The organism is Lysinibacillus sp. G1-3, assembly GCF_056322905.1.
Genome location: NZ_JBWHYQ010000011.1, coordinates 96,590 through 122,766, shown reverse-complemented (window position 1 = coordinate 122,766; position 26,177 = coordinate 96,590). Strand labels below are relative to the sequence as shown.

The following is a 26,177-nucleotide window of genomic DNA, read 5'->3' as shown; positions in this document are numbered from 1 at the left end:
AAGTACTTATAGCAAGCCAAAGCCAGTTATTTTTAAAAGTTTTTAGAACCAAAAGCCAGTACTTTCTAAACGTACCTCTTCATCAAAGGATTCGATAATCGCATTTAGTTCAAGTTCTGTAACACCAACTAGAGAAGCTTTTTTTTCTTTCAACAAAGTTACCATCGACGGATTTTGCTCCAAATATTGAATCATGTTAATCATAAAATCTCCTCATTTCATTAGTTTTTTATAGTTACACTTTCTGGAATATCCATCACCTTGAGCTCAACAGTTTTACCAATTAATTAACAAGGAATTAATAACCATAAATGTAACCACTTTTCCATTATACTACCTCTTTACTTTTAATCAACAATATTTTCTACAATTCGCTAAATAAACGATAGATTATGTATCATTTTCACACAATGTACTAATTTTCTAAATATTTAGTTTCGATACTATTTTAACCTTCCATAACTTAATATCATTTCAAAAATAAAAGAGCTTAATTAATTCCAATTAAAACTATTGTTTTGGATTCGTCAAAATGATAGGATACGATAAAAAGTTTTAATTTTCAGATATTTAAAAAGAATATTCTACGAAGGGGAAATTCAGAAAAAATATGCAGTTTTTTTATTTCTATTATCATTCTTTATCGTAGTTCCAACTCAATCTATGGATGAAGAAATTGCACTTACTGTTGAAGGTTCAGAAGTCATTATTGCAGAAGAAAAGGATCCATCTATAGATGTAAACACATTACAAGATTCTGTAACTACTTTATTTGCTCCTAAATCGGCTGATGATCAAAACCAGCCCCGTGGTCTGAGTTTTGCTAGAGGTATCATTTCATGTATGGTGATGGGCTCAGATGTATATTGTCCATGGACTATTGAAGTTGGTGGAGATGTAATTACATATAGTAATGTAATTGTGTTTCTAGAAAAACAATATGGGCTATTTCAAGGTTGGAAAGATTATTCTACTTTTTCCTTTAAACATAGTGTAAATATCCCAACCAAAACAATCAGAAATGAAGCAAGCTTTAGATTAGCACCTGGAAGTTATAGAGTAAAGCTCAGTGGAAGCTTTACAACCGCTAAAAATCGTATATATAATGTAGTAGCCAATGGTCCGTTTTACTTTACAGTCAAATAATAATAAAAATTTTAGTTATATAGTATTTTTCAAATAACTTATTGAAATAGTAAAAAAAACATACGAAAAAGGTGATGAAAATTGACAGGTAGCAGCTACTTCAAAAGAACAGGTATAATAATAAATTATACACATGTTGATTTAGATAAAAATCAAGTTACAGCCACTATTTGTCACGAAGACGATATAAAACTAACTGTAACTATAAACACCGACACTGGTGATGTGCAAAAAGTGGGTAGCATGGATGAAATATTACAGATTTCTCCTAGTGAAGATGAAGATTTTTATATTGATGTAATCAGAGAATGGGCAGAACTATTTATTAGTAAAAAAATAACTGACCCCCAAGCATATTTTAGTGGTAACTATTCCGACTAGATCTAACCAGAAATTGAAGGAGAGGATTTTTAGAGTTTTTAAATAGCATGGAGCTTGGAACAATAATCCCGATTAAAGTTATCTTATGAGTTTATTTGTCAGTCCAATATTAAGATAAATTTATTAAATCAAACATTATTACCAAGCTCATATCTCTTGACTTGTAATAAAATAAGATTGACTTCGAAATACGTTATTGTACTTCAGCAAACTTTCCTTTCTCTTCGACACTTATCATAAATGAATATCCTATTTCTTCTTATTTAATTTCACTCCAATCCAATAATAATTAAGAGTTCTCCAAAAACCTTTCCTCTTCTATCTTCTTATTTTATTTATTGATAAATCGCTCTTCCCATCTAACTCTTCGTTTCACAATTTACAATCCTTTTATTTCCTTATAAAATCCTGATAATTATCATTTAAAGTTTCATTAACTTAGTTTTTTCAACTAATAGCCACTTGTTGAAAGAACAGAACAACAATGTAAAGGATGATTATATGAAACAAAAGCTTTTACCCATTTCTGCCAAAGAGCGGATTGAAACACTCGATGTATTAAGGGGGTTCGCATTATTAGGAATCATATTAGCTAATATTGTTTGGTTCCTTTACCCTGCCTATATGCAGGAAGATTTAAGTTTTAACAATGAATGGACTTCTTTTTGGAATGATGCCGATTATACAGTTAAAACTATTCTTACTATGTTTGTCGAGGGAAAATTTGTCATGCTCTTCTCCATGCTGTTCGGTTTTGGAATGGTTATTATGCAGGAACGAGCTACCGCAAAGCAACTAAACTTTTGGGGAATTTATTCTAGACGACTAATTGCGTTATTTATTTTCGGTTCTATCCACGCCTATTTCATTTGGTTTGGGGATATTCTAACTGACTATGCTATTTTAGGATTTTTACTCCTTCTCATGCATAAGTTAAAACCAAAAGCTATGTTAATTATTAGCTTAACTTTATATAGCTTACTTTTGGGATCATTTACGTTTGGAGCTCTATCCTCTGATTCTACTACGACATTGACAATGTCCATGTCGGAGGAAAGTCGTCAGCTCATGCAAGTTACGATCGATGCCCATCAAAACGGAAATATTCAAGAATTAATAGATGTTAATTTTATGGAAAGAACTTTTTATACAATGCGTAATGGGCTATATGTTCTATTTCTAGGTAACCCTATATTTTATTTATTTTCAAATCTTCCATTCTTACTAATGTTCTTATTTGGAGCAGCTGTCGCGAAGAAAAAATGGCTTCATCGTTTTGAAGAATATCGAAAAGGCTTTTTCATCACGTGGTTACTAACATTGATTTTTGGTGGGACATTAGGCTGGATATTACCTTTCCTTTCAGAAAATTTTTCTATTGTTCAATATATTAGCTCGCCACTACTAACAATCTTTTATGCCATTAGCTTAATCTTTATTTATCACACGGTGAAAGGAAAGAAAATTTTACAGTGGTTAGCGTTCCCAGGAAGAATGGCATTCACAAACTATATCGGCCAATCTATTATATGTACATTTTTATTTGGACCATTTGCATTTGGCGTTTATGGGAAACTCCACTTAACGACAGCTATCATCATCGCCATTGTCATTTTTGTTTTCCAAGTGATTTTTAGTAAGCTTTGGTTATCCAAATTCCGCTTCGGGCCGTTAGAATATGTTTGGAGGTCGTTCACTTATTTAGGTATTAACAAAGAATCTAAAAATGCATAGCTTAGGTGCTCGTGAGTTTTCGATAAATTTAGGATTCTTTTTGATAAAATGAACTACGGGGCTGCCAGCCCCTCTTCTTCCTTTAGCTGTCGTTGCCCCTCATATTCAACATCCAAGCCTATATTAACCTTTGCTTCAATGCTTACGATTCAAGGCCATTCTTCAAGTTTTGAAAATTTTCTTCCATAACATAAAAACAAACTAAAGGTATTAGCGATTTTGTAAATATTGGTGTTCCTTGTTTAGAAAATCATTAAATAAGTTTATTAATCTAGCTACATTCTCATCTTTTGAGTATTGTGAAGAATCATGACCGTCTTTTGGAGGGAGATAATTAATAAAGCTTTCCATGTCTTCTGGATACTTAAAATCAGCATATACTTCAGTAACCTTGTTTAATAACTCCTCATAATTATCTAGATGTTTCATTCTTATATAAGCCAATATACCAAATCTCCATTTTCTTTTTTCAAATTGCCAAAGATTAGAATCTAGCTTGAAATCATTAATCTCTGACTCTTTTAATATGCTTTTTAGTAAACTTTTGTAATCAATATCATCTCCACCCCAAGCTAGTAGAATAATATTTTGATTACTTGTTTCTGGATAGTTTGTCAAGAATCCAACTGCATAATTCATTATGTCACTATGTTTTATTAGATTAAGTTCTAATCCTACATATAATGTTGTCCAATCGTGCCTTATTTTGTTTTGCTTAAAAATATCTACAAAAATATCTATATTAATCACCTGGTCTTTTTTAATCCATTAGCATGACTCACTCTCATACAGATAGTATTTGATTACAGAAGGAAAATGGTGAAAAAGTTTATAATGCAGGGAGAAAATAAAAGTTGTTGTTAATAAAAAATCGGAAGTATATGACAAAGAAGTTCATCTTCAATTGTATGAAAGTGTAAAGGTTGTTGTATGTAATAAATCATTTGGATTATAGGTTATCTCTATTATGTAAATAAAGCGGTTTATTTCTAGTAAATAATTATTTGTGGTGTAGTTGTTGAAATTACTTCTAGGATATCATCGTCGGTAATAAATACATAATGTTCTAAATGCTTATCAGCAAATTTCTCACAGCTCTCTTCATTAAACCATTTTACAAATGAAGAATTATTTGATGTATAACATGTAAAAAAGTCATCTCATATTCCCTGACCAATAATTAAGAGATTGTAACATATCCCCTTCATCCGTCATTCTACATGATAAAGCTGTAAATCCAAAAATAACATCAATTTTTTGTCATTTTCACTTTCAAAGTGTTTTTTTATCCGTTCCTGTCTTTCAAAAGACTTTCTAGCCAAATTTTATTAGGAAACTCATCCAATGTTCTTTTTCCATAATTTTATCCCTTTTAATAGCGGAATTTTTTTCTATCATTCTTAGCCGCCCCTTCCATGCCGGCAATACGTGCCATATCGCCTATCAAAGTCTTTTAATTATACTTTATCAATAAAAATACTAGAGCAGACAACTTCCATATTTAATGGTGGCATCAAAATATTACACTTTAATAAGTTTTTTCTATCCTTAATCTCCAGCTCACTAACTTCAATATCCTGAATAAAATAAGGGATCTGAAGTTTAGTTAATTCTTTTAGAGGTTTTAACCTATCCTCCGCACTTGTAATAAATAGAAATTTTGAACAACCCGTGAATAGTAATTTCACATTATAATTTGTGTCCTCAAATATTATGGTAATCTCGTCACCAAAATAATTAGTGTCCATTTGCAATACCCTTGCATCCCAGTAATGCATAGCTTCTATTTCACTTTGAATATGCTGCGCTTTCAAAATAATCCCTCACTTTTTATAGATATACGATTATCTAGATTTTTCTACATAAATAATCCAAACTAGGGATGTCATCTTGGTCTAATCGCTAAAACACTAACACTTCATGATGGCATAACCTACATGAGGGTTAAATCTCAAATTGATACCTTTTCCTACCTCTTTTTTATTCACTCTCTCCCTATCATCAAGTGCATAAAGTTCAGTGCTATTCGTATATAACACCAAAACTAACATTGTCAAAATTCAAATATGCATTGCAAATATCGGAAATATAATAGGGTTCAAGTTCTTGGATTTTTCTCTTAGTAATAAACAATCCAAATCCAGATACTTCGTTACAATCATTTTTAAATACTTGGATTTCTGTATCGGTGTCATCATTAGCAACAATAATTTCTACATTTTGATTAATTGACTGAATAGTTTTTTTATGAACTTTAATCAACTTATCAATTTCTTTATAAATATTATCCTTATGAAATTCTATGTCAATTAAATCAAAATCAGTTTCATAATATTTACGATCATCATATTTATAGCTATTCACCTCAATTTCTTCAGTATATTGCTTCTTAAATAAATTACAAATCACTTCAATTTCTTGTTTCTTAAATTCTTGTTCCGAGAGGTATGTATTAACTAATCGCACTATTTAACAACTCCTATCTCAAATATTTGAAAGTAGTGTTCATGGTTCTATCTGATTTACCAAAACTACCAAAAATACTGCTGAGCTACATTTAATGAAGATGTTTTTACCTGTAAAGGGAAATTTGACATTGGTCACCAGTGTAATAAGATGCTTACTGTACACCCCTACTCTGCTTTCAAGATTACATATAGTCAACTACATTTAATATAGTGTCTTTTAGGGCAATATAATTTAGTTCATTATGGGGCAATACTTGTTCGTAAATTTCAAAAAATGCGTTTTTCAAATCTGATTCTTCATGTTGAGCAGCGTTATCAATTTTCTCAATTAATTCAAAAAATCTACCTAACTTTAAACGTAAGGTTGATTCAATATTTTCATTTGCATCAACTTGGTAAACTAATTCAGGTAATAAATGGTTACTCGCCTTATAAATCAAAATTCCCACCATCTCATTATTCTGTAAAAGAACAGAAAAGTCTGAGGTTATCTTTACTTCAATGGAGAGGTTTGCTCTGTCCCATTTTTCAGAATAGGATAGTAAATTATCCTCTTCAATATAGTACTCGGTAAAATCCGATAAATTACATTCGAAATTCCTTTCCTCACTTATTTTGATGTTACCCTCTCTCTCTTCTAATAAGACTTTATCCATTTTCCCACTTTTTACTATTATTGGTTCGTTTAACTTTATTACTGCTCCTATAAAATTCAAATCTTCCTTATTAAATAATATAGTATCTGAATCAGACCACAGCCATTTATAACTTCCATAACTTTTATTTATTAATTCTTCAATTTCGTCGTAATTTTTCTCTTTACCAATCCATATAATTTGACTCGATAAGTACCATCTTACATCAGTATTACTTATAATTTGTATATTATTAATATTTATTTTCATATTTTCATGGTAATATTTGCGTAGCAGGTGGCATGGTCCCCCACTTTTAGTTGGAATAGTTCTATTTACAATTATGTGAGACGGGTATTCCCGGGTCATTGGATTTAACATTAAAGATTGTAGAACCACTTTCTCCATCTGGACCATAATTTGTTACATTTCCTATTAAAATGCCTTAGCTTTCAACTATTACTCCATTTCCTCCCTTCTTCTGACCATAATATATTCATTCATCTTTTTTACTCGCAATCCACAACTTTCAATAGCAGAAGGTTGCACGATATCTGCTTAACCTTTAAAGGAATTAAGTCCATCAGGGGATCAACAATTAATAGTATTCAAATTTTTGTTCGCTAAATCAAGGGCAACTCCTAATTTAATTTGATTCCGCTTACTTAGACCTTGTAGATATTGAGTAATAAATTTAGATTCAATTTCTGTGTTATATCGATCTAATTCAATCTCCAAGATGATGTTTTCATTAATTAATAACTTATAAATATCCTCACCTTGCTCAGGTATCCAATCAATAATATAAGCTACTTTCAAATCTGGATATAAACTTCTGATCACTTCAAGTAACCTTATATTCTCTTCACTCTTGAAAAGTGATTTATTAGATTCTATAAGTTGCTTTCTTATATCTTGTTCCGTCTTACTACCAATTAGTTTCACTTTTTCAATCCCTTCATTACCTAGGTGTCACTGTTACTAAATTACCACGACTATCAACTAAACCATTTGTACTTCTCACCCTGTTAAAGCTTTAGTAAAACGGCTCTTCTTCACTTATAATATACTCTATGATCTACCGGTACTTTCTTCTTCATCTTCAATCTCTTCGCCAACGAAAAAATTAGGAGAAGCGGTTAAGTATTGCTTGAATCAACGGCCGAAGCTTTTCCTATTTTTACAAGATGGTCATTTGGAGTTAGATAATAATTGAGGCGAACGTTCAACCAAGACTATCTTTTCATTCCATTTAATAGGGATTAACAGGAATTTTCATAGTTTGTATATTTAGAAAGATCATTTATTGTAACAAGAAAGGATTGATAAAAAATGAAGCAATCATTAAAACAGACGATAGCTTTACAAGCCGTAGAGGAGTCAGTTACTTATACGGATAGTAAATTAGGCGGACGACCTTATTGTAAGTTAGGTGATAGCTTTCCTGTACATAGAAGTGGCACACCTTATATGTTTTTGGCACAGCTTAATTTTTCTCAACTACCTTCGCTGGAAGATTATCCACAGCAAGGGCTTCTACAGTTTTTTGTGTTGGCAGATGAGGATTATGGTGTTTACGAGGATGGTTATTATTGTCGCTATTATGCGGACTTTGAGCCCTCTCATGATTTAGAGCCTTTTTCTGACGAGGAAATGGAGTATGAGCTATGTGAACCAATTATCTTTGGTGGCCCTTATGCATTTAAAGCAACATTACGAGAAGAGTTAGTACCGTACACCGATCCTCGCTCCGTTCATTATGACTTACCAATGGAGAACCCTGCATATTCAAAGTATTTTGATCAAACAGATGGTAGTGGCACGAAAATAGGTGGCTATGCATTTATGGATAAAAATAGTTTTGATGAGAATAATGGTAAGGCTGAGCTGCTTTTTCAATTAGATATGGAGGGTGATGCACAAAAGACATATGCCATGATAGCAGACTCTGGCACATTACAATTTTTTATAGAGCGAGATTCTCTAATCGCAAAGGATTTTTCTAAACTTTATTATTATCTTTACAGTTTGTAATAGAAATCGTATAACTAAGGCAGTGGTGTAAATATGCCTCAATCGTAAGAGTCAAATAGCGCCACCTGGTTATATTTCCATTGCCTCCTGCGTATTCCAACACTTCTCTTATTCTATCGCAATCCAAATACCGAAAATATACATTTTTATCACTTTCTCAAATAACGAATCAACCAAACTATTCGAATCTTCAACATTAGCATAAAGCAAGCGTATGATTTCCACCCGCTAGTTCCGTTAATTCGGGTTATATACTTACTCTCCGAATGATAGTGTGGTGTTCACAAAATACATGAATTAAACTAGTTCCATTTCTAACAAAAAAACCATGTAGAAAAGAAAGTTTATTCTTCTCTACATGGAGTTTTGGAATCACATCGTACTTCATCCACTAATTACAATTCCTTACACTCTAATCTTAATACCCTATTTTCGTTTCGCATTACCTGTCTCTGATTTCACTGTTTATTTTTTTTTGCCTTTCTAGAGGTATACAATAGATCTTCAACAACTTTTAGATTTTTTTTCAATTGTTTCGAGTAAATAAGTACATCTCCATTTACATACTCAAATCTAAATGTCCTTGTGTGTAAAACATTTATTTTTTCTTCAAAGAAACCGTTTCTAATAATAGTTTGAATAGTGTTGTTATCATTATATAAATATCTGTCAGTCCTAAACGTTTCTTCGCCTAAATCATCGTCTCTTGTATAGAATAATACTTTTTCTATCATGGATCCTTTATATATTACACAATATACTTGACTTAAAACCATTTCGTCATCATCGTTATTTAGGAATCTAAGACAAATTTTCTTTTCAACTTCACTTATAATGAAAGAACTTCCCCAGCCCTTATTTTCAGCACGATAAGAAAAATACAGTTCATTGTTTTTTAGCCTATTCACAATAATTCCTTCCTTACATTTCGGCTCATTTTTAAATATTTTCGGCTTTGGTAATTGATTTAATTCATATTGATATGGATATAATTCGAGATATGAATCGCTCCAAATAACGGTTTCATTATCAACTTCTTCAACTTGATGGTACAACATATTATATGAGGAACTATATTGCTCGAAAATCTTTACAATCATCTCGTAATCTTTTTCTATCATCTTATACACTCCCCTAATTCTTTAGTTATTTTTTTGTTTCCCAAGTCCGTCCTTTATTTAGTTTCTTCTTTATTGTTCTTCAGTTCATTTTCAACCTTTTCTTTATTATCTAATCTATCGAATAGTTCGTATTTGCAATCTTTTTTATGTAGACCATCTTGTTTATGAGAAGTATCTTCCACCTATTACTTTATCATTATTCTCGTGTCAGTAACCAAATTCCCTTATATTATCCATCCGTTCAATTCCATGTGCTTAAATTTATGCAACAAGTATATTTATTCTCGGGTATTTAGTACCTGTCATAAACTGAAGGATGAAAATTTATGATATGGTTCTGTTACTTGATAACAATCCATTTCTTTTTCAAATTGTTCTTAATTCTCAACAACATTAAAACAAAATAATAGAAAATAGACTCGTTATGTCATGAAAGGCATGGCGAGTCTATTTTCTATTTGTACATAGGCTTTGTTTTTACTTTTCTAAACTAAAGTCTACTTTTTTTGTGATTGATCCAGTCCTTAATACCATCTTCCGCATGAAAATCGCTCGTGAAAATTATCAATATTTTCCTGACTTAGTATTTTCATATCATTAAAAAGACAATCAAGAATATCTTCAGCAATCTCTAAGTCTTCTGCACAACCTGTATTTCTTGCCAGAAGTTCTACCGCTATTTTTATTGTATACCCTCTGTCTGCTTCAGACAGAGTACTATCATTATAAACTTGAATTATTAATTTTTTTATTAGTTCTTTGACCCTTTTGTTTTCAACGTACTCTTCCTCTTCACTTTTGAATTGCTTATAGTAGTAGTTATTTAAAGAATTTCTAATTTTGTCGATTTCACTTTGATAATCTATTTTCATAACAAATAATTTCATCCTCTTCTGTTAATTTACCTTGCCAATAGAATCAATCCATCCTCGTCATGTTTTTGTGGTTAAATATGGTTCAATAATATTCATTGATTACACTATAGATTGTAGATAATCAGGCACTAGCTCTAAGTCCATAAAATGAATCCCATTTAGATTATCTTTTTCACACAATGATTTAAATCTCTCTGAACAAAACAGGTATCTTCCCAGTTTTAAATCGCTTAATTGAAATAAATCAAGATCAGTGTCTTTTAATACCAACTTTATATACTTATCAACGAAACCTCCATTAACCTTTAATTTTGCATTACTTGGAACTTCTCTTGTAAGATATTCAGATTCATCATAATCAACTAATGAATATCTTTTAATACACTTAATAAAGGAAAATAAATCTTTTACTTTTGGTTTACCTTTTGTACTTACAACATGCAAATTAGCTATAACATAATCCTGTAATATATTTACTTGCTCCATTGAAGATAAAAATTTTTCAGAGATTACATGACCAAAGAAATTTTCATTGTAGTCAAATTGAACTTTGCTTCTCGTTATTAACCATAGCTCTTTTGGAAACTCCATTTCTTCAATAAACGGTCGATTCCAATTATAGCTCATTCCTTCATGATATTTCTTTTCAGTAAAACTTTCGTGCAAAACCCCATCTAAATAGATGGGAGAAGTATCTCTATCATTGACTAACATAAAATATTTCATAAAATTTCCCCAATCGTTTACAAGCTGGATATTTTTTTGATGGTCCATAACACCACAAGCTAAATCGTTATAATAATGAATAAACTATAAACCTAACCTTTCAAACTTTTTAACCATCTAATATAGTAGCTGAACTGTTCTTCGATTTTTACAAACCTCAAACTATTATCAAACTCAAATATGTCAACTACATCTTTTAATTTAGCTGGTTCTCTAAATTTCACTATATATGCTAAACGTCCGGTACCCATCGATAGCTGCATTGTAGATGGATAAACATTTAACGCAGCCTCATTACACATAATCTGTATATGTTTATCTTCTAGATGTTGTCGCAGGCTTTGTAGTGCTAGGAAAAAATTTTCATGTTTAAAACTTATTGTGTTATCTAATATTAATAGTTGTATTAAAACCATTTCTTCATCATCTGGACATTCTTCATATAGTTTCAAAATGCCATCAAATATTTTTCCGTCATTCATAGCAATTTTTATAGTTTTACTTTCATAAATCAAAATATCACCTTCCAAATAATAGGCCCCGAGGATTTATGCCACTCCTTTGATGTAGGTTTGAATTCTATTTCATCTACAACTTTTATTTTAGAAAAAGCTTTACCGCTTCTCTATTAGGAGAATTTAAGGTTCATTTTTTCTACAGGGAGGTTTATATATTACTTGATTACCATCTTACCTACTTTATGAGGTCCTTCACATATGATAAGTTCCGCATTACCACTTAGTAAGTGTTGTGGTGCATGATCAAATAAAAAGCAAACTTCACAGTTATCTATCATTTTATTTTGCGTCGGATTTGTCCTATCAAAATTAATAGCTAAACTCCACACATTGCCATCTTCTAGTATTTCTGTAGTCGGATAATACTCTGTTCCTGTTGGAGGAGCTTTTCTTCCTCCTTCCGCTTCTGAAAACCAATAAATTATCGCTTTCTTCATTTACATCCTCCTAATAGAATACTTGCCCATTCTTTAAGGTTTTCAGTTCACTTTTTACTCTTAAAACTTTTTTAAATAAAGAAATAAAGGCCTTTGGGTATTGAACATTCTCAAAAAGCCTTTTTTTACAATCTGACACATAAAATGTCTATGTATTTAATACCTCATTGCAACTTTTCTGATAGTTAATGTAGAAATCCGTCATACTATTTCCCACTTACCGTATAACCCAATTATTTTGATTATTTTCGCTTTATTCCGACTTAAATACTAAATAGCATCAAATATTCCAATATAAGTTAGCTTATTATAAAGCTTTTCTTTTTCTTTTATCATGATATCACCATCATAATACCAAAACACTGCATTCGCCTTTTCAACGCCCCTTTTTATACAAATCTCTTTAATTTTTGTTATAGTTTCTTCCGTAACTGATAATTCATCTTGATTTATCAGAATATCTAAGTCCATCTCTTGTGAGTGCTGGGTATATCCAATCCAGTCCTCATCGTAAAATACTTCCCCTATATCTTTACAAAAACCACAGATTTTATAATCTAAATCTCCTATTTCTACATCTTCTCTATAGTCTAATTCAAAATACTCCTCATAATCCTTCTTAAAATTAATTCCTACCCAAATATGCACTTTAGATGTGTTTTGTTCTCCATAATTCATTTGTTATTTACACCTCATCTTCATATGATGATCATGATTTTTATTGATTATTCCAAGTGCTTCTTCCTTCGTCTTATCACTCTTTAACTGTTTAATTAACATGTCATGGAATCTCTTATTTGCACTACTACTGTGATGTTTACCTGATATTGTATTACCATATCCATCCAATACACCTTCAAAAAATACTTTTTTATCACCATTTAAAGGAACTACCATTTCCAACAGTTCCTCTGCTGAGAATCCTAATTCCCTCGCTTTTACAGCAATGGATACAGGAAACATCTCATGAAAACCTCCGCCATTTCGTAGTGCTCTTTTAACAGATTGAATGTGTTGAGAAACTTGCTCTGGAGTAGCTTTATTAAACCACTCAATAAATCCACCGTTTTTCCAAGGTGCAAGTCCGAATAAGTCTAGCTCAGCATTAGGGTTACTAACATATCCATACAAATTAGGATTTCCACCGGCAAGTCCAATTGGATCTACTTGAGTATAATTCCCTTGTTCCGGGTCGTAGTATCTAAATCGATTATAATACAATCCAATTTCTATATCTTCATATTGCCCTTGATAACGGAATGGGATAAAGTCTTTCTCACCAGTAAATTCATTCACTCTACCATAGATATCAAGCTCGGCTGACCAAACCCTATTACCTTGTTCATCATAGGCTTCAACAGGCGTTCCTAGATAGTCACTAATAATGCTGTAATTACCTTCATTCGTAATTTTAGCTGAAGGTACGTTCCCCTCATTAAATACCCATGTGACTAGACTATCATTTTCTAGTTCAGCTGAATAATTATCTGAATACTCGTGCAGGATAACATTTCCATTCCACGCGATTCTAGTTGTTTTTTCGTCAGAACTTTTCTCTATTCGTCTACCTAACGAGTCATACTTAAAAGTAACTTCTGTGTGGTCTGGTTTGATAACTTTAGACATCATGCCATTGCCGTAATATTCGTATTTCCACGTATCACCGGTATTTTTCTCAATCTTCTGAACAAGATTCCCTTCATCATCATAAGAGAAGGTTGCCTCTTTCGTTTCAAGTAATCTACTTCCAGCACCATAGACACGATCTGTCTTTTCTTTTGTTTCATACAAATTCCCGACATCATCGACGCTGCGGTGTAAGAAGTCAAATTGACCGCCTTGATTGGACCAAACGAGGTTACTGAATTCATCGTAACCATAGGTAACTTTTACACCGGTTAACTCATTTACCATGCTTCGTAATCGATGATTGACGTCCCAATTATATACGCGTCTTCGTGTGTCACGATTTTGGCTATTTATTCGATGGTGTGTCGGTCTACCAGTTACGTCATATTGCCATTTGCTGATGACATCCCCTGGTAAGATTCTTTCAATCTCTTGACCAAGTTCATTGTACTGCATTGATGCTGTCCAATTTTCTTGCTCTAAACGAGAAGCTGTGATTTGCGACACATTCCCCATTTCATTGCGAGCAACATCAATTTTTGCGCCTAGGCTACTCGTAATCTGTGAACGATTGCCTAATTGATCATAACTACTCGCGATCCAATGGTCATTCTGCCACTCCTTGGTCACTTGTCCAGATGGGTCTCGATCCAGCTTTACTTTCACATGCTCATTTTCAGTCTCAATTAAAGAACCATTTTTGTCATAGCCAAACGTTTCCCAAGTGTTATCATAATAATCAGCTCGGATAACATTTCCTAGACCATCATGCTGATACGCTGTCCAACGATCACCTGGACGTTGAATTCTCTGAACTAATCCTCCCAGACTTCGTCATACGTTCTTGTAAGTTCATCAAAGCCGATTTCCTTGATGATATTGCCTTTTGTATCAAGTTCAAACTGATACACTTCGCCTTTTTCATTGATGACAGCGGTTAACTACATTAGTTGACATTTGCACCTGTTGCTTCAAATACGATATCTGGCGCTTGTCCATCTTGCTTTGTCATTTCTTCCATTCGTTCGTGTAATCGCTCAAAATCACCCCGTGTATGATGTAGAACACCTTCAAACTCACATTGGCGGTGACCATCATAAATCGCAACGGTACTTTTTCCTTTACTGACATCTAACGCAATGACATGTTTCATCTCTTCTTCTCCTTTTGACCAATCATAGAAGCCTTCACAGTACCTTATCGATTCCACTTTCTTATACACGATCTCTTAGGACCCAACATACTAAACTAATTCATATTAGGGCATGAAGTTAGCCGGTTTTATTTACGGACTCACAAATGGTCCCAGAGGCTAGTCGGCTTTTTTTCACTTCTACTATAAAAAAATAGTAGCACAAACCATGGCCTTGGTTTGTACTACTAATGTTAGTGTGTTTTAATCTTTATTAAATCCATTAAATAACACAAAAGACTTGTAATACTGTTGTTTCTTTATTTTTATATTATTGTTGGTTAAAACTCACTTCTTTATTATATCTTAATATTTACGTTCTTCTTCTTCATCATCTAGTATATGATTAAAAAAGTCAGAAAAATTCTCCCATACATCTGGCTCGGAAATAAAATCTTGCTCCTCTAATTTAGTTATTTCTACAGAATCTAGCCAAATGATTGATGGTTTGTTTTCTGTATCCATAACAATAATACTTTCATCTTGTTCAGCAATAACAACAAATCTACTCGGTAAACCAACGGCCTCTCTAATTCTCAAAGTTTCTCCAATAAGATTTGTTGAATCAGAAAATAAAAAAGAATGTATATTTTTCCCTCCAACATCTCCTCCACTGTAGAAACTAGATACTTCACGAAAATCATTAGGTAGTTTTATTTGAAGATCATATTCGATTTTATCCAAGTAATCTTTAGAAATTCCATCAATATCGTATAAAGCTCTATATTTATTTAGCAATTCATTCATATCATTCATTATATCTCCACCTCTTCTAAAAATTTATGATTTACATCGGGTTTTCCAATATTCTCGTGTATCGACACCAAATTTCGACCTATTTATCGGATAATTAGGATGTGGTTTATTTCTCCCAAATTGACTATGCAATATATCTTGCCCATACTTTCCTACACCATGATAACGAGTACTTGCTTCTACTAATGCTCCTCTCGAATCTTGACCTAAATGATGTAATGTTGCAAAACTACCATCAGATAGTTGTGGTGCTTTTCCGTATTTATTTGCCGCATCCCTATTTGTCATACCAATATACTTTTTATCTCCTGCACTTCTAATTTTATCCCAATTAATATCATCTCTTTGATACACATCATATGTTTGTCTAGTTCCCTTTGGTCTTGTTGCAGTCCAAATAACTTTTTTCCATTTTATCAAGCCAAACGGATCCAGCTCCATGAGAGGGTCACTAACATATCCATATAACGTTGGATTATTCCCCGCTAGCCTAATAGGGTCTTGTTGTGTGTAAATCCCCTCACTTGGTGAGTAATATCGGAATCTGTTGTAATATAATCCAATTTCCACGTCTTCATACTGCCCTTGATAACGGAATGGAATGAGATCCCTTTCACCTGCAAATTCTATTACTCGCCCATAAATATCAAGCTCAGCCGATCAAACCTTATTACCATCATCATCATAAGCTTCGACAGGCGTTCCAAGATAATCACTAATAATACTGTAATTACCTTCATCCGTAATTTTAGCAGACGGTACGAACCCATCTTTAAATACCCATGTGACTATATTGTCTGGTATTTCAGACTTGTTCTGTGAAGAATACTCCTCTAGGTTTTCAAATTCCCCTGAATCTTCCTCCGAGAAATACTCATGTAGGATAGTATTCCCATCCCATACGAATCTCATAGTTTTCTCGTCAGAACTCTTCTCTATTCGTCTACCTAGCGAGTCATACTTGAAAGTAACTTCTGTGTTGTCTGGTTTGATGACCTTCGACATCATACCATTGCCATAGTACTCGTACTTCCACGTATCACCATTCTTCTCAACTTTCTGAATCAGATTACCTTCATCATCATAAGAGAATGTTGCCTCTTTCGTTTCAAGCAATCTGCTTCCGGCACCATAGACACGATCTGTCTTTTCTTTCGTTTCATACAAATTCCCGACATCATCGACACTGCGGTGTAAGAAATCAAATTGACCGCCTTGATTGGACCAAACGAGGTTACTGAATTCATCGTAACCATAGGTAACTTTTACACCTGTTAACTCGTTTACCATGCTTCGTAAGCGATGATTTACATCCCAATTATACATGCGTCTTCGTGTATCGCGGTTTTGACTACTTATTCGATGGTGTGTTGGTCTACCTGCTACGTCATACTGCCATTTGCTAATAACATCTCCGGGTAAGATTCTCTCAATCTCTTGACCGAGTTCATTGTACTGCATGGATGCTGTCCAATTTTTTTGCTCTGAGCGAGAGGCTGTGATGTGTGATACATTGCCCATTTCATTACGAGCGACATCGATTTTTGCGCCTAGGCTACTCGTAACCTGTGAACGATTGCCTAATTCATCATAGCTACTCGCAATCCAATGGTCATTCTGCCACTCCTTGATCACTTGTCCAGATGGGTCTCGCTCCAGATTAACGGTAACATGCTCATTTTCAGTCTCCATTAACAAGCCATTTTTGTTATAGCCAAACGTTTCCCATGTGTCATCATAATAATCAGCTCGAATGATATTCCCTTTTGTATCACGTTCAAACTGATACGCTTCGCCTTTTTCATTGATGACAACTTAGCCATTTCTCACAATTAGCCATGATTTGGATGTATTTCTTTCATCCAACCATTATATGGAAATTTAAATTCAAAATCACATTAAAAACAAAAAGTAGCAAAAAATCCATATACTCCGGGATTTATGCTACTCTTTGTTTATAGAATTTATTACAAGTAAAGCCATCAATGATTATTGTTTTTGATCACAGCAGTGTTGATTTACAAAAATTGTCCTTGCCGTAACGAGAGTTAATGTGTGTTACCACCTCATCTAATTCAATAAATTAAACCCTTTAACGACTAGTATATTATTGATTATATTTAGATATTTGTCTTAAATTCTCCTAAGTAAACTAAACCATTAAATAACTTATCAGTGTCAGTTATTTTTAAACCCGCATCTGTGTAGAAAAACATTGCATTTATATTTTTAATCCCTTTTCCAACGCAGATAGTGTTGATTTCTAATAATGTTTCCTTAGAAACAGGTATTTCTTCTAGTGCTTCTTCAACACTTATTAAATGGTCGATCTTATAAATAGCTATCATGTCCTCATCGTACCATTCGGTTTTAGTATCGACACAAAATTGACAGACCTTATATTCAGGGTCGTCCATTTCTACATCAGTGTTATAATCTAATTCAAAATATTTTTCGAATGTTTCATCGTCAGAATCATTAATTCCTATCCATACATGAACTTTAGACATATTCATTACTATTTACAACTCACTCTCATATGTTTTTTATGATGTTGACCTATTATCTTCCTTGCCTCTTTTTTAGTATTTGCATTTTCTAAAGCATCTGATAATCGTCGATGGAAGTTCCCACTTGCTTTACTCGATTGACCAAAAACTCTTTTCTTACCTGTTGAATGAGGTCCTGAATGAAGAACACCATCCTTATCAGGTACATCAACAAATGTTACTCTATTTTTATCTACAGCCATTCGTTTCAATTCTTCTGCAGTAAAACCAAGATCTCTAGCTTTTGCCGCATTAGCTACAGGGAATAATTCATGTTTTCCTCCACCGTTTCTTAATTGACGTTCAACAGCAGCTTTATTATCTGAAATATCCTTCGGAGTTGCTTTGTTAAACCATTCATTGAATTTATTTCTTTTCCAAGGAGCCCATCCAAAAGGATCAATCCAAGTATTCGGATCATTCACGTACCCGTAAAGCGTAGGGTTTCCACCAGATAGCCCAATAGGATCTTGTTGTAAATATATTCCCTCATTTGGTGAGTAATACCTGAACCTATTGTAATAGAGACCTATTTCTTTATCTGAATACTGCCCCTGATACCTAAACGGAATGAAATCCTGCTCACCAGTGAACTTATTCACTCGCCCATAGATATCAAGCTTAGCTGACCAAACCCTATTTCCTTGTTCATCATAGGCTTCAACAGGTGTCCCTAGATAGTCACTAATAATACTATAGTTACCTTCACTTGTAATTTTAGCTGAAGGTACGAACCCATTATTAAACACCCATGTGACGAGATTATCTGGTATTTTAGAATTATTCTGTGAAGAATCCTCATCTAGATTTCCAAATTTATCTGAAGTATTCTGCAAGAAATACTCATGAAGGATAGTATTCCCATCCCATACGAATCTCATTGTCTTCTCGTCAGAACACTTCTCTATTCGTCTACCTAGCGAGTCATACTTGAAAGTAACTTCTGTACTGTCTGGTCTGATGACTTTTGACATCATGCCATTGCCGTAATATTCGTACTGCCACTTATCACCATTCTTCTCAACTTTCTGAACCAGATTACCTTCATCATCATAAGAGTATTTTGCCTCTTTCGTTTCAAGCAATCTACTTCCGGCACCATAGACACGATCTGTCTTTTCTTTCGTTTCATACAAATTCCCAACATCATCGACACTACGATGTAAAAAGTCAAATTGATCGCCTTGATTGGACCAGACGAGATTACTGAATTCATCGTAACCATAAGTAACTTTTACACCTGTTAACTCGTTTATCATGCTTCGTAAGCGATGATTGACGTCCCAATTATATACTCGTCTTCGTGTATCGCGGTTTTGACTATTTATTCGATGGTGTGTTGGTCTACCTACTACGTCATACTGCCATTTGCTAATGACATCCCCTGGTAAGATTCTTTCAATCTCCTGTCCAAGTTCATTGTACTGCATGGATGCTGTCCAATTTTCTTGCTCTGAGCGAGAAGCCGTGATTTGTGACACATTGCCCATTTCATTACGAGCGACATCTATTTTTGCACCTAAGCTACTCGTAATTTGTGAACGATTGCCTAATTCATCATAGCTACTCGCAATCCAATGGTCATTTTGCCACTCCTTGATCACTTGTCCAGATGGGTCTCGCTCTAGTTTCACGGTAATATGCTCATTTTCAGTCTCAATTAACAAGCCATTTTTGTCATAACCAAACGTTTCCCAAGTGTTATCATAATAATCAGCTCGTATGACATTCCCTAGAGCATTATGCTGGTACGTTGTCCAACGATCACCCGGACGTTGAATCCTCTGAACCAATCCTGCCAGACTTCGTTCATACGTTCTAGTCAGCTCATCAAAGCCAATTTCCTTAATGATATTTCCTTTCGTATCGCGTTCAAACTCATACACTTCGCCTTTTTCATTGATGACAGTGGTTAACTGCTCCTCTGTATCATAGGCAAATTTAACTTTCTTTCCACCTTGTTCACGGGATATTAAACTGCCAAGAATGGTGTAATCAAAGGCAACTTGCGTATGATTATCTTTTGTAAAAACGACATCATCATAGGCATCGTATTTTAATTGAACATCGTTACCATCCGAAAGATTTGCCCTTACAAGGCGATTTAAGTTATCATAACGGAACTTTTCTGTTGCTCCTAGGGGATTGGTCGTTGATGTACAGTTACCACGAAGGTCATATGTCCATGTGGAACTTGTTCCGTCTGGCAATGTCACTTGACTCAGGTTCAGGTCAGCATCATAAGCTAACCTTACCACATGGCCTTGCGCATTTGTTACTGTTTTAATTAAATTTTTCTCATTATAGGAAAATTCAATCTCTATTGCATCTTCTAAAATATTTGCCTGTAATGTTCCATCTTCATTATAAATCCACTGACGACTTCCGCCCTCTGCGTTTACTGCCTGAATCAGCCTATCCTTCTCATCATACTGAGAAGATACGGTACTGCCATCTGCAAGAGTAATCGTCACTGGATTTGCCCACACATCATAGCTATATGCCGTCACACGTCCATCTTCATCTACTTCTTGCAGTAATTCAAAGTCCTCATTATATTCATAGCTAACTTCACTACCATCTGGATGAACAATTTTCGTACAGAGGTTATCGTCGTTAAAATGGTAATAACTCTTATGGCCTAAACTATTCGTAATTTCGTTATAGCCCTCGTGATATGCAAGCTCTCCTGCAAGGACATTGCCATCTCCCCATGTTTTGATGACTCGTGCACCTGTAGTTGGGCCATCATAGCGCCAGAAGAAGCTATTTTTATTGCGATCCGTTTTTTGCATCATTAAGTGATTCACATATTTTAAATGCGTACTTTGCCCTAACGCATCTTGGATTTCGATTAAATCTTGTCCATCATTGTAATCATAGCGAACTAAGACTTCACGACTCATCTGGTTACGTAGGGCAACTTCTGTCATTCTACCTGACTCATTGGTCGTAACCTCGAGCACTCTTCCAACACTGTCCGTTACTTGAGATAGGAAGCCTTTAAGGTTATACGCAAATTGAATATGATGGTCTTGCTCATTTCTTACTTCTTTTAATCGATATTTTGTTTCTGTTGTTTGTTCAAATACATAAATCAATCGTGTATCATGCTCAAACAAATGATACTCCTCGCCTGTATTTGTTAAAGTCATTCTTTCTCGTTTGTTAAAATACGGCAAGTTTATTGGTAAAATTGGAAAACCAACTGCACGACCATCCGTCACAACAATCCCAATCAGGTCATCTTCTTCAAATATCTCTAAGGCTAGATCGTATGTAAAGTGCATACCATGACCTGACAAGCCAATGCGACTACTATCACTGTACCAAGCGCGTTCCCATGAAAGAGGGATAGGTCCAGGTAGTTCAAAGTCGACGCCTTCATAAATCATACGCCCTGTGATTAAATCAACGGGTTCAAAACCTCTTTTACAGAATTTTTCACTTAACCCTTTTGTACAATTAAATTTCTTTAATACCCCATGATTAAATTTCGTTAGCCCGGCTTTGGCCATAGCTTTCATACCGTCTACTGCCTTCGACGCAGCGAGCAATTCATCCATCGACGAAATGACTTTATCTGCGGCCGTCTTCACAGCCTTAGATGCTTTGTTAGCTAGTTCCGCTAGTCCCTTTACTGCATCTAACGTTTTAGATACTTTCGGATAGGCTGCCTTCATCCCTTTTGCTAAAGCTTTTGAAGCATCTATTGCCTTATCAACACTTTTTGCAGCATCAGCAGCTTTATCTAAGAGTTTTGCTCCTTTTTTGACCTTGTAGGCTCCCTTGGCGGCATCACCAACTACTGGGATCGCACCTACTAAGTTCATGGCTGCATCCATGTAATTCCCTCTTGCCAAGCTAATTCCTGCATTCGCAATATCTGCAAATGTACCGATGACAGGAATAAATCCAGCAACATCCAATGCTGCACTAACGCCATCTACTAAACTACTAAACCAGCCTTTTTTCTCTTTCTTCTCTTCTGCCTTTTGCGGGAAGATTAAGTCAACTTTCGTCGTAGCTTCAATTGCTTCTTCATTTAATTTCGGTGGCTGACTCTGCTTCTCTATACCTTCTTGATCAATGAGCGTACTAATTAATTGTGTGTCAGCGCCCATAATTACATGACTTTGTTCCTTCGCTGATATCGCAATCCATTCTTCCGCTTCTACGGCTAGCTCTTTCATACCACTAATTTCAAGTGTTTCATCGGCCGCTAACATGATGGTACTGTTACTTTGAAATGTTACGCCATCTCCATCATCCATCTTTAAGTCCAATACTCCATCTACTGCACTAAAGGTAATATCACCAACACCTAATGTCACATCTTTCCCTACATTAGTCGCCAATGATTTAACGGTAGTATCCGCCATTTTCTGCGTCTGCTTTTGCCCGCCCTCTGGTGTGGCTGGATTCACACGCACCGAGCTGATAACGATAGCTTCTTCTTCAACTGCACTTGGAAAATGCAATTGAGCACGTGCGCCTATTTGAGGCATTAAATACATAACACCATTGGCATCTGCTGAATAAGCAAACCAATGTGCTTTTGCTTGGTCCTGGCTTTTATCTATATCTAAATGAATTTTAACGGTGTTTTGCGTAACATCAATAATTTTTCCCGTAAATGCTGCACCAATAAGGTCTAAATTACGTACTAACCGCTGACGAATACTTTTCTCGGGTTGGGCAGTATATTGAAACTTCAACACGCCATCATCAAGATGGGTTTCCCTAGCCGTTACGATATAGGAGCTTCCCTTGAATTGCACCAACGTGCCCAGCTCATGGGCCTCTGTGCTTTCAAACTCACAAAAAGTATAATCGGCTTCACTCACATCCGTACCATCATTTTCAGTAATCAACCGATACGCATCGACGTCCATTCGTACTATAGACGGCAGATGGTCGATCGTTATGCTTTTCCTACTTTGAGGTGTACCAAGCCAGAACCGAGCACCTTTTCCTTTTAAATCAGGAAAAACAACGGCGTGTAAACGGGATGCCATTCTTTTAATAAATTCCCAATCTGTTTCTAAGTATTGAATCGCAATACTACCAATGGCTTGACCGTTAGAAGCCTGGTCGATGTAATCCCCATTAGGATAGGCACTTACGATGTTTTTGATTAACTGCACGTACGTCATGTTCACATCTTGAAAAGAACGTGAACGCTTTGCAATATCCATATTTGCTGTAAATGATACAGCCTCAACAGAGACATAGTGCACCCCTTGTGATGCCTGCAACTCCGCATTTTCAATTCTTCCTGAGAACAAAATGGCACTGTCTCGCCCAAATTTCACAACCACTTCATCTGTTTGATTGACCCGCTGAATATACTTTTGAGCCTGCTCTTCAGCAATCATTCCTGTAAAGTACAATCTTGCATGGTCATTAGCCTTATGTTTGATGGTTAGTTTATCTAAATGAATAAGCGGATAAGGCCATTCGAGCACAAGATCCTCATACGTACTAACCATGTGTACTTCCTTTTCTTCTAGCGATTTCATTACTTACCTCCTTTCAATCAACCTCGGCTTTTAAAAACCTTGTTTCGGTATTTCTACTTCCTCTTGACCGTCATGAATAATTTCGATTTTGCCTCCACCTGCTGAGCATTGCGTATGGCAGCGGCTTAATAACGCTTGCTTCCCCTCGATGTTGACAGTTTCCATTCCTTCCATCCAATCAATGGAACATGTTGGTGTACATGGCTTTTGCAACTGTAAACAAACACCAAAGGTTGGGATGTTATCAGGGTTTCGATCCCCTACATTCATGACGGCTTTTTCTTTAATATAAACGCCATGATCTTGCGGCAAATTTAAATAATTGAGGTGGCTACCATGCTCACAAGAAATGATGGCGCCATGTACCACATAACTAAATTGCTCTTGTTCCGAACCTTCTGTTTCCAAACTTTCTACAACTTGAGCCATTTAATATCCTTCCTTTCGTATCGATTAAACACTGTTTCAAACTAAGGCAGTGTTTTGGAATGATTTAACTTATCCTCATAGCGTGTGGTTGATTTCCGTTCCGACTGGGCGCTTTGTTGTCGCTTCGCTTTCGCGCAGAGCAGAGCTTCCTGAGGGCGTCCGATGAGCCGCTTCACTCGCGTTGCTCGCTCCAGGGTCTCGGGCCAATACGATGTTGGTCACGGAGGCGTTATCACAGGATGTGATGCCTTTAGTCTCCGTTCCTCTATCGCTAATCCCCAAGGAGTCGCCCAGTCTCCACTCCAATCAACTTATATATATGGCATTAACAAATGTCATCCACAACATCCACAACTTTTGATAGAGCCATGATTTATTAGAATGATCTATCGTCCTTGTAGTTTTACTCGTTGTAAATGAATCCCGAGATATGGTCGTCGTAGCATACTTTCTGCCACGTCTAAATTGACGATGGTGAATGATTCTTTTTTGCCGTCAACTTGAAAGATACAATCCAGTTCCACTTTCTTCGGGTCAATTACGAGCTCCTTTATTTGTCCGTCTGGATAATAAGCCGTCTCATCGGAAATACAGTTCTTCTTGACAATGTCCATAAGCCAATGCACACGCTGTGTTCCTTTCTTCACATCCGTAAAGACAATGGCTGTAAATTCTAAGTTATCCTCATATTTCACTAATAACCCTTTTAAATCATCTGAGACGATTCTTCGAGGCTTCTCTAAATAATCCAGATATACCCCATTCTCTTTTTCTATTACTTCCCCGAATACAGATGAACAGACAAAGTGATCATCGAGGTCTGTCTTGAAAGGAATAATTGGATTTGTAATGCTTTGATCTTGCCGAACAATAAAATACTCCATCTTTTCCTCCTGCAACTATCATTTCTATTGATTTCAACGTTAATGAATCCAATGAATGACTTTTATCTGGTCTGGGCTAAATAGACATTTCTCTTGATCACGTTTAAAAAAGGTAGCTCCTTTTAAATTAGCACCTGTAAAATTAGCGCCTGCAATTTGCGCAAACTCAAATTTTGCATTTTCCAAATTCGCATGACTGAAATCAGTACCTAGGTAACAGGCAACTTCGTCACCGGGAAGCATTAGCGTTTTTCCTTGTGCATGCGTAAAATTAGCGCCTGCTAAATTGGCGTTTCGAAAATCAGCATCTTGAATGGCTGCATAGGAAAAATCAACATTCGCTAAGCTACAATCTACAAAACTAGTACCGACGCAAACACTTTGTTTCATGGAAGCCCCTTCTAAGTCACTGCCATTGAAATTCGCATAAGAAAAGTCCATTTGGTCGAAAAGTTTTTGCTGTAATGGTAGGCTTGAGAAGTTTTCAAACGTATATGATTTGTCCATCTCATTTTTTCCTAACCACGACAGAAGATTTTGTTCCACCCGTTCCCGTTCGTCGAACATCGCAACATCTTCACTAAATCCTTTATATTCACCGACACGAAATCGCAAACATGCTGCTCGTTGGAAATCTATTTCAGGTACGCTTTCTTGTTGATAGCGGAAAAGATAGCGTACCAATTGAATGATATACTGATGAAACAGAATCACAGTTTGTTGAATAATTCCTCGAACGTCAGCTGCTTGGATAGCGAGATATGGTTTTCTTTCTTTTTCAAGCGTGTTGTGTAAATCTATAATCGCCTCACTAAGCCATTCCGCTTCATACTGTGCCGTACATTCTCCCCAGTCGTAGTACCATTTTTCTCCATACGCTTCTAGCAAATACGTACACTTGTTATCTAGTAATGATGTTCGTAGCAGTGAAAAATGAATAAAAGCAACTGGCGCTAACTTCCCTTGCTCTTGCTGATCTCTAATAGTTGCAAACAGCTGTTCAAGCGAGTGAATGATTGGTTTTAGTAAGACTTCCTTCTCTTGACGAAACTGTCGATCAACCTTCTCTTGTAATCGGCTGATATGAACTGACACGCATTCATCCATAAAATGCTGTAATGCTTCTTCTCGTTTCATGCGT

The 26,177-nt window shown here is 35.1% G+C and carries 27 protein-coding genes; 5 read left to right on the top strand and 22 right to left on the bottom strand.

Going from position 1 to position 26,177, the window contains the following annotated elements; translation table 11 throughout:
• Positions 1–42: 42 nt before the first annotated feature.
• The gene (gene comX, locus ACVYAD_RS13540; protein WP_476426797.1) at positions 43–204 is read right to left on the bottom strand and encodes a competence pheromone ComX; all 162 of its coding nucleotides are present in this window, start codon (positions 202–204) and stop codon (positions 43–45) included.
• Between the two features lie 459 nt (positions 205–663).
• Here comX and ACVYAD_RS13535 point away from each other — a divergent pair, with 459 nt between their 5' ends.
• From ACVYAD_RS13535 to ACVYAD_RS13525, 3 genes are all read left to right on the top strand, one after another.
• Positions 664–1,146 carry a hypothetical protein gene (locus ACVYAD_RS13535; RefSeq protein WP_476426796.1) on the top strand — a complete coding sequence of 161 codons (483 nt, stop codon included), beginning with the start codon at positions 664–666 and terminating at the stop codon, positions 1,144–1,146.
• 81 nt (positions 1,147–1,227) lie between these two features.
• Positions 1,228–1,527 carry a hypothetical protein gene (locus ACVYAD_RS13530; protein WP_476426795.1) on the top strand — a complete coding sequence of 100 codons (300 nt, stop codon included), beginning with the start codon at positions 1,228–1,230 and terminating at the stop codon, positions 1,525–1,527.
• A 501-nt stretch (positions 1,528–2,028) separates the two neighbouring features.
• A complete protein-coding gene (locus tag ACVYAD_RS13525) occupies positions 2,029–3,261 on the top strand; it encodes a DUF418 domain-containing protein (RefSeq protein ID WP_476426794.1) in 1,233 nt (410 codons plus the stop codon).
• Positions 3,262–3,471: 210 nt separating this feature from the next.
• On the opposite strand, the gene ACVYAD_RS13520 is transcribed toward ACVYAD_RS13525, so the two are convergent.
• The 5 genes from ACVYAD_RS13520 to ACVYAD_RS13500 all read right to left on the bottom strand — a co-directional run bounded on the left by ACVYAD_RS13520 (position 3,472) and on the right by ACVYAD_RS13500 (position 7,309).
• Positions 3,472–4,011: a DUF2247 family protein gene (locus ACVYAD_RS13520; protein ID WP_476426793.1), complete on the bottom strand. Its 540-nt coding sequence runs from the start codon at positions 4,009–4,011 to the stop codon at positions 3,472–3,474.
• Positions 4,012–4,718: 707 nt separating this feature from the next.
• On the bottom strand, positions 4,719–5,075 hold the full coding sequence (locus ACVYAD_RS13515; RefSeq protein ID WP_476426792.1) for a hypothetical protein: 357 nt from the start codon (positions 5,073–5,075) through the stop codon (positions 4,719–4,721).
• 208 nt (positions 5,076–5,283) lie between these two features.
• Positions 5,284–5,727, bottom strand: a complete 444-nt coding sequence (locus ACVYAD_RS13510) for a hypothetical protein (protein WP_476426791.1) — start codon at positions 5,725–5,727, stop codon at positions 5,284–5,286.
• A gap of 184 nt (positions 5,728–5,911) precedes the next feature.
• Positions 5,912–6,772, bottom strand: coding sequence for a hypothetical protein (locus ACVYAD_RS13505; RefSeq protein WP_476426790.1), 861 nt, complete (start codon positions 6,770–6,772; stop codon positions 5,912–5,914).
• A gap of 183 nt (positions 6,773–6,955) precedes the next feature.
• On the bottom strand, positions 6,956–7,309 hold the full coding sequence (locus ACVYAD_RS13500) for a hypothetical protein (protein WP_476426789.1): 354 nt from the start codon (positions 7,307–7,309) through the stop codon (positions 6,956–6,958).
• Positions 7,310–7,373: 64 nt separating this feature from the next.
• On the opposite strand from ACVYAD_RS13500, the gene ACVYAD_RS13495 reads away from it, so the two are divergent.
• Both ACVYAD_RS13495 and ACVYAD_RS13490 read left to right on the top strand, forming a co-directional pair.
• Positions 7,374–7,580, top strand: coding sequence for an IS66 family transposase (locus ACVYAD_RS13495; protein WP_476426842.1), 207 nt, complete (start codon positions 7,374–7,376; stop codon positions 7,578–7,580).
• A 116-nt stretch (positions 7,581–7,696) separates the two neighbouring features.
• Positions 7,697–8,398, top strand: coding sequence for a YwqG family protein (locus ACVYAD_RS13490; protein WP_476426788.1), 702 nt, complete (start codon positions 7,697–7,699; stop codon positions 8,396–8,398).
• Between the two features lie 458 nt (positions 8,399–8,856).
• On the opposite strand, the gene ACVYAD_RS13485 is transcribed toward ACVYAD_RS13490, so the two are convergent.
• From ACVYAD_RS13485 to ACVYAD_RS13410, 16 genes are all read right to left on the bottom strand, one after another.
• Positions 8,857–9,519: a hypothetical protein gene (locus tag ACVYAD_RS13485; RefSeq protein ID WP_476426787.1), complete on the bottom strand. Its 663-nt coding sequence runs from the start codon at positions 9,517–9,519 to the stop codon at positions 8,857–8,859.
• A 524-nt stretch (positions 9,520–10,043) separates the two neighbouring features.
• The gene (locus ACVYAD_RS13480; protein ID WP_476426786.1) at positions 10,044–10,391 is read right to left on the bottom strand and encodes a hypothetical protein; all 348 of its coding nucleotides are present in this window, start codon (positions 10,389–10,391) and stop codon (positions 10,044–10,046) included.
• Between the two features lie 102 nt (positions 10,392–10,493).
• On the bottom strand, positions 10,494–11,120 hold the full coding sequence (locus ACVYAD_RS13475; RefSeq protein WP_476426785.1) for an Imm43 family immunity protein: 627 nt from the start codon (positions 11,118–11,120) through the stop codon (positions 10,494–10,496).
• Between the two features lie 92 nt (positions 11,121–11,212).
• Positions 11,213–11,650 carry a hypothetical protein gene (locus ACVYAD_RS13470; RefSeq protein ID WP_476426784.1) on the bottom strand — a complete coding sequence of 146 codons (438 nt, stop codon included), beginning with the start codon at positions 11,648–11,650 and terminating at the stop codon, positions 11,213–11,215.
• A 143-nt stretch (positions 11,651–11,793) separates the two neighbouring features.
• Positions 11,794–12,075, bottom strand: coding sequence for a hypothetical protein (locus ACVYAD_RS13465; protein WP_476426783.1), 282 nt, complete (start codon positions 12,073–12,075; stop codon positions 11,794–11,796).
• 270 nt (positions 12,076–12,345) lie between these two features.
• On the bottom strand, positions 12,346–12,753 hold the full coding sequence (locus tag ACVYAD_RS13460) for an immunity 22 family protein (RefSeq protein WP_476426782.1): 408 nt from the start codon (positions 12,751–12,753) through the stop codon (positions 12,346–12,348).
• A 3-nt stretch (positions 12,754–12,756) separates the two neighbouring features.
• Complete coding sequence (locus tag ACVYAD_RS13455) at positions 12,757–14,370, bottom strand: RHS repeat domain-containing protein (protein WP_476426781.1); 1,614 nt, start codon at positions 14,368–14,370, stop codon at positions 12,757–12,759.
• 280 nt (positions 14,371–14,650) lie between these two features.
• Positions 14,651–14,857 (bottom strand): transposase, encoded by a 207-nt coding sequence (locus ACVYAD_RS13450; protein ID WP_476426780.1) that lies wholly within the window; start codon positions 14,855–14,857, stop codon positions 14,651–14,653.
• 345 nt (positions 14,858–15,202) lie between these two features.
• A complete protein-coding gene (locus ACVYAD_RS13445; RefSeq protein ID WP_337989527.1) occupies positions 15,203–15,652 on the bottom strand; it encodes an SMI1/KNR4 family protein in 450 nt (149 codons plus the stop codon).
• Positions 15,653–15,676: 24 nt separating this feature from the next.
• Entirely contained in the window at positions 15,677–16,297 is a 621-nt protein-coding gene (locus tag ACVYAD_RS13440) for an RHS repeat-associated core domain-containing protein (protein ID WP_476426841.1), read from the bottom strand.
• Between the two features lie 15 nt (positions 16,298–16,312).
• On the bottom strand, positions 16,313–17,344 hold the full coding sequence (locus tag ACVYAD_RS13435) for an RHS repeat domain-containing protein (RefSeq protein ID WP_476426779.1): 1,032 nt from the start codon (positions 17,342–17,344) through the stop codon (positions 16,313–16,315).
• Positions 17,345–17,772: 428 nt separating this feature from the next.
• Entirely contained in the window at positions 17,773–18,162 is a 390-nt protein-coding gene (locus ACVYAD_RS13430) for an immunity 22 family protein (RefSeq protein ID WP_476426778.1), read from the bottom strand.
• Positions 18,163–18,170: 8 nt separating this feature from the next.
• The gene (locus ACVYAD_RS13425; RefSeq protein WP_476426777.1) at positions 18,171–23,723 is read right to left on the bottom strand and encodes an RHS repeat-associated core domain-containing protein; all 5,553 of its coding nucleotides are present in this window, start codon (positions 23,721–23,723) and stop codon (positions 18,171–18,173) included.
• A gap of 30 nt (positions 23,724–23,753) precedes the next feature.
• Positions 23,754–24,152, bottom strand: coding sequence for a DUF4280 domain-containing protein (locus ACVYAD_RS13420; RefSeq protein WP_134020098.1), 399 nt, complete (start codon positions 24,150–24,152; stop codon positions 23,754–23,756).
• A 386-nt stretch (positions 24,153–24,538) separates the two neighbouring features.
• Positions 24,539–25,036 carry a hypothetical protein gene (locus ACVYAD_RS13415; RefSeq protein ID WP_476426776.1) on the bottom strand — a complete coding sequence of 166 codons (498 nt, stop codon included), beginning with the start codon at positions 25,034–25,036 and terminating at the stop codon, positions 24,539–24,541.
• Between the two features lie 39 nt (positions 25,037–25,075).
• Positions 25,076–26,173: a pentapeptide repeat-containing protein gene (locus tag ACVYAD_RS13410; RefSeq protein ID WP_476426775.1), complete on the bottom strand. Its 1,098-nt coding sequence runs from the start codon at positions 26,171–26,173 to the stop codon at positions 25,076–25,078.
• Positions 26,174–26,177: the final 4 nt, after the last annotated feature.